4 protein-coding genes are annotated in these 4,831 nt (G+C 70.8%); all 4 read right to left on the minus strand.

Translation table 11 applies throughout. The features are described from left to right. Positions 1–666: LLM class flavin-dependent oxidoreductase (locus tag QH283_RS24320; RefSeq protein WP_280505261.1), on the minus strand; the 666-nt coding region annotated here is incomplete at its 3' end. 62 nt (positions 667–728) lie between these two features. Continuing rightward, positions 729–2,264, minus strand: coding sequence for a sugar ABC transporter ATP-binding protein (locus tag QH283_RS24325; RefSeq protein ID WP_280505262.1), 1,536 nt, complete (start codon positions 2,262–2,264; stop codon positions 729–731). Next, positions 2,261–3,286 (minus strand): ABC transporter permease, encoded by a 1,026-nt coding sequence (locus QH283_RS24330; protein WP_280505263.1) that lies wholly within the window; start codon positions 3,284–3,286, stop codon positions 2,261–2,263. Before QH283_RS24330 ends, QH283_RS24325 begins: the two co-directional genes overlap by 4 nt. 25 nt (positions 3,287–3,311) lie before the next feature. After that, positions 3,312–4,457: a sugar ABC transporter substrate-binding protein gene (locus tag QH283_RS24335; RefSeq protein WP_280505264.1), complete on the minus strand. Its 1,146-nt coding sequence runs from the start codon at positions 4,455–4,457 to the stop codon at positions 3,312–3,314. Positions 4,458–4,831: the final 374 nt, after the last annotated feature.

The raw sequence follows: 4,831 nt of genomic DNA on the forward strand, positions 1-4,831 counted from the left end.
CAACACCGGGCGTCCGCCGGGGCCCGGCGGCAGGTTCAGCGGGCCGCGGGACTTGTAGAAGGTGCCCTCGTGGTGGATCGGGTGGACCTTGGTGTAGTCGGCGTAGTAGCCGGACTCCGGGTCGGCGAGGATGGCGCCCTCCTCCCAGGAGCCCCACAGTTTCATGGCGACCTCGACGAACTCCTCGGCCATGTCGTAGCGCAGGTCGTGCTCGGGCAGCTTGTCCAGGCCGTAGTTCTGGGCGGCGAGGTCCTCGCTCGAGGTGACGATGTTCCAGCCGATGCGGCCGCCGGTCAGGTTGTTGAGCGTCGCGAACTGCCTGGCCAGCTGATACGGGTGGTAGAAGGTGGTCGACGCGGTGGCGATGATGCCGATGTGCTCGGTGGCCGCGGCCAGCATGGCGGCGGCGGCGACCGGGTCCATCTTGGGCGCGTAGCGGGCGTGCTTGAGCTCGATCTCGGCGGTGCCTCGATAGATGTCGCTGACCATCAGCGAGTCCTCGATCATGAGGAAGTCGAAGCCCGCGCGCTCGAGATTGCGCACCATGTCGGTGTAGAAGCGGCCGTTGAAATAGTTGGTGGTGGCGTCGATGCCGCTGTAGGGGGACTTCCATTCGGGGGCGGCGAGGTTGCCGAACCAGCCGAGACGGAACGGTTCTGCGGGCATGTCTGTCCTCTTCTCTTCCGGGGCGGGGGGTGGGGTTCGGGTGGGTACGTGGCGCGGCCGGATCAGGCCGCGACGACGGGATGTTCGGCGGGGGCGGATTCGCAGGCCTCCAGCAGGGCGGCCTCGGTGAGTTCGTCCCCGCGCAGTTCGGCGACCAGACGCCCGTGCTGGAGCACCAGGACGCGGTGACAGACGGCGGCGAGCATCTCGTGTTCGCCGGAGAACACGACGACCGCGCTGCCCTCGGCGGCGGCCGTGGTGGCGTCGGCGAGCAGTTCCTTGGCCGAGCCGGGGTCGACGCCCTGGGTGGGTTCGTCCAGCAGCAGCACCTTGGGGTCCAGTTGCAGCCACTTGGCGAAGACGATCTTCTGCTGGTTGCCGCCGCTGAAGGCGGTCATCGGCAGGTCGGGCCGGTTGGGGTGCACGTTGACCTTGGTCATGAGGGTGCGGGCGCGCTCGCGGATGCCCTTGTGCTCCAGCCCCTTCCAGCGCCGGTAGCGCTTGACCACGGGCAGCACCACGTTCTCCTCGGCGGTGCCCGCAGGCCAGCAGCCGTCGCGCAGCCGGTTGCCCGGTACGAGCACCATGCCCGCGCCGATGGCCTCGGCGGGCCTGCCCGCAGGCAGTTCCGCGCCGTCGAGCCGGACGGTGCCGGAGGTGGGCCGCTGGGCGCCCGCCAGCAGCATGGGCACCTCCTCCTGGCCCATGCCCGCCAATCCGGTGACTCCCACGATCTCCCCCGCGTGCGCGGTGAAGTCGACGTCGGCGACCCGCGAGCCGGTCAGGCCGCGCACGACCAGCCGCGCCCGGCCGGGTTCACGGTCCGGCGGGGCCGGGTAGAAGTCGTCCATCCGCCTGCCGAGCATGTGCGCGACCAGCTCGGCGCGAGTGGTCTCGGCGATGTCGACCTCGGCGACCCGCCTGCCCGCCCGCATCACGGTGGCGCGATCGCACACCTGCATCACCTCGGCGAGGCGGTGGCTGATGAAGATCACCCCGGAGCCCGCGTCGGCGACCTTGCGCATGAGCGTCAGCAGCCGGGCGGCCTCGGGCCTGGGCAGGGCGGCGGTGGGCTCGTCGAGGATGAACAGATGCCCCTCGGCGTCGCCGTCCATCAGGCGCATCGCCCGCACCACCGCCAGCAGCGCGCGTTCGGCGGGGCTGAGCGTGGCGACCTTGGCGTCCAACGGGAAGTCGAAGTCCAGGCGGGCCATGAGTTCCCGGTAGATCGCCTTCTCCCGGCCGGTGCGCACGGGGGCGAGCAGCCGGGTGCCGTAGCGGGCGTTGGCGCCGAGGTTCTCCAGCACCGTCATGTCCTCGACCAGGCCGATGTCCTGGTGGATGACGGCGATGCCGTGGGTGTGCGGGTCGTCCACCGGCATCGGCAGCGGCCTGCCGAAGACTTCGACCCGCCCGTCGTCGGGGGTGACGATGCCGGTCAGCGATTTCACCAGAGTGCTCTTGCCGCAACCGTTCTGGCCCAGCAGCGCGTGCACCTCACCCGCGCGGACGGTGAGATCGACGCCGTCGAGGGCGAGCGCGCCGCCGTAGGACTTGCGCAGAGCGCGCACCTCGAGTGCGGCGCGCGGGGCGCTCACGACCGCGCTCCCTCGCGACGGCGGCCGACCAGCTTGGCCGCGGTGACCGAGATGATCAGCGCCAGACCGTAGAAGACGTTGGTCACCCAGGTCTGCGCGCCGAGCAGTTGCAGGGCGGTGATGCCGACGGTGAGCAGGTACAGCGCGGCCACGGTGCCCCAGGCGTTGAACCGGCCGACGGTGATGGCGGTCGCGCCGAGGAAGGCCGCCGCGAACGGCTGGAGCATGTACTGGGCGCCGACGCTGGGGTCGACGGCGCCGAAGTAGCCGACGAAGCAGATGCCGACGAAGGCGGCGAGCAGGCCGGACAGGATGTAGGCGCCGACGCGGATGCGGTCGACGGAGATGCCCGCCAACCGGGCGGCGTCGCGATTGCCGCCGATGAACACGGTGTAGCGGCCGAGCGGGGTGCGCTGGTAGACGTACCACAGGATCACCGCGAGCGCCCAGGCGTACCAGGTGATCATGGGCAGGCCGAGCAGCTGGGAGCGGGAGAAGTTCACGAAGCCGTCCGGCACGCCGGACACGATGCGGCTGTCGGTGATCAGGTAGGCGAAGCCGGCGAGTGCGGTGTAGGAGCCGAGAGTGGCGACGAAGGAGTCCACTCCGACCTTCACCACGATCAGCGCGTTGACCACGCCGACGGCGGCCCCGAGGGCGAAGGCGGTGGCGATGGCGACCGGGATCGGATAGCCGTCGCCGGTCATCACCGCGACCACCGCGGCGCTGGCGACCATGGTCTGCGCCACCGAGAGATCGAAGTCGCCGAGCCGCAGCACGATGGTGGCGATCAGCGCCAGCAAGAGCACCAGCGACTGGGCGTTGAGCATGGTGGTGAACAGCGAGGCGGTGCGGAACTGCGGGAGCGTGGCCACGCAGAACGCGACCAGCAGGCCGAGCGCGCCGACCAGTGCCCAGCGTTCGAAGGCCCCGCCGAAGCGGGAGGACGCCGTGGCGCCCTTCGCCGCGGGCGCCGCGGGGATAGCGGCCGCGGCGCCCGCGGGTGTGATGGTGGAGGTCATGGGGGTGTCTCCTCGTTGCCGCTGCTTACTGGTTCGCGCCCCACGCGGCCTGGAAGGCAGCCTGGTAGTCGACGAAGTTCGGGAAGATCTCCTCGGCGGAGGCGTCGGCGACATTGCTGCTGTCGACGACGCGGGTGGGGATGACGTAGCCGGGGGCGGGCGCGCCGGTGATGGCGCGGGCCAGGTCGTCGACGGCGAGCCAGCCGATCCAGCCGGTGGGCGGCATGGCCACGGTCATGTCCTGGTTGCCGCCGGCGGCGATGGCCTTCAGATTGGCCTCCAGACCGTCGCGGGCGAGCACCTTGGCCTTGGAGTTGGCCGCGGCCAGCACCGGGTCCACGTAGGTGACGGCGCTGTCCCAGACCGGGAAGACGTAGTCGATGCCGGGATTGCGCTGGAGCTCGGATTGCAGCTTGCTTCCGACGGCGGTGGCCACGTTGGCCACGTCGACGTCGAGCACGGTGACGGTGCAGTCCGGGCACTCGGCCTCGATCTGCGCCTTGGCGCCGTTGGCGGTGTTCTCCCACACCGCGACCGAGGAGGAGGACAGGATGGCCACCTCGGCGGCGCATCCGCTGTCGGAGAGCATCCAGTCGGCGGCGGCGACGCCGTCGGCGGTGTAGTCGGAGGTCAGGTTGCCGTACATGCCGGTCGGCACGGGGGCAGCGGCGTCGGTGTTGAGGGTGTTCTGCACCGGGATGCCCGCGGCGGCGGCCTTGGCCAGCGCCGAGGAGACCACGGCCGGGTCGATGCCGACGAGGATGATGCCGGCGGCCTGCTGTGCGATGGCCTGCTCGATGCCCTCGTTGAACCGGTTGGTCATGCCCTGGCCGTCGTAGCGGACCAGTTCCATGCCCGCCGCCTCGACTGCCTCCTCGACGCCGTCGGACATGTCGACGGAGAACTGGTTCATGGTGACGGTGATGAACCAGACGGTCTTGCCGCGCAGCGCGGCCAGATCCAGCGGCGCGGTTGGCACGACGGCCTCGACGTCGGTCATGGCGGCCGCCAGCCGGGTGTCGGCCTTGTCCACGCATTCCCGCGCCGCCGCCGACAGCGTGCGCTCCACCGTGTCCCCGGAGCCCGCGTCGGTCGCGGCGGTGCAGGCGGTCATGGCGAGGGCGGCGCCGAGCAGGAGTGCGCCGGCTGCTGCCCGTGTGGTCGGTTTCATGGGTTCTCCGATGCTGACGACTTCTGTCACCTCGTCCGGTGACATCGGTCAGTCAACGGGCGGACCATTGCGCCTCGGAGTCCCCGCATTTGCGCGTCCTTTGCGCCGGGTAACGATGCGTGTCCGCTCCGGCCGGTCGGGGAAAAGGGCTGGTGGGACGGGGTCGGCGGGCCGAGATCGTGGCACAGGGAGCGGTTTCGGACACGAATACGCCGTTGTCGGCGCCAATGCGCCCGTCCGCGGCCGGGCCGCGAGTCCTACGGGAAACGCAGAATTGGCGGGGGCCGGGGGGGGCCCCCGTTTTTTTTTGGGTTTGGGGGGGGGGAGAGCACCCCGGCCCCCCGGGGGGGGGGGGGGGGGGCGGGGCGGGGGGA

The sequence above is a fragment of the Nocardia farcinica genome (assembly GCF_029867845.1).
GTDB classification, from domain to species: domain Bacteria; phylum Actinomycetota; class Actinomycetes; order Mycobacteriales; family Mycobacteriaceae; genus Nocardia; species Nocardia farcinica_A.

Coding starts and splice junctions, on each gene's coding strand:
- QH283_RS24330 (WP_280505263.1), bottom strand. CDS start 3,286: ATGACCTCCACCATCACACCCGCGGGCGCCGCGGCCGCTATCCCCGCG.
- QH283_RS24335 (WP_280505264.1), bottom strand. CDS start 4,457: ATGAAACCGACCACACGGGCAGCAGCCGGCGCACTCCTGCTCGGCGCC.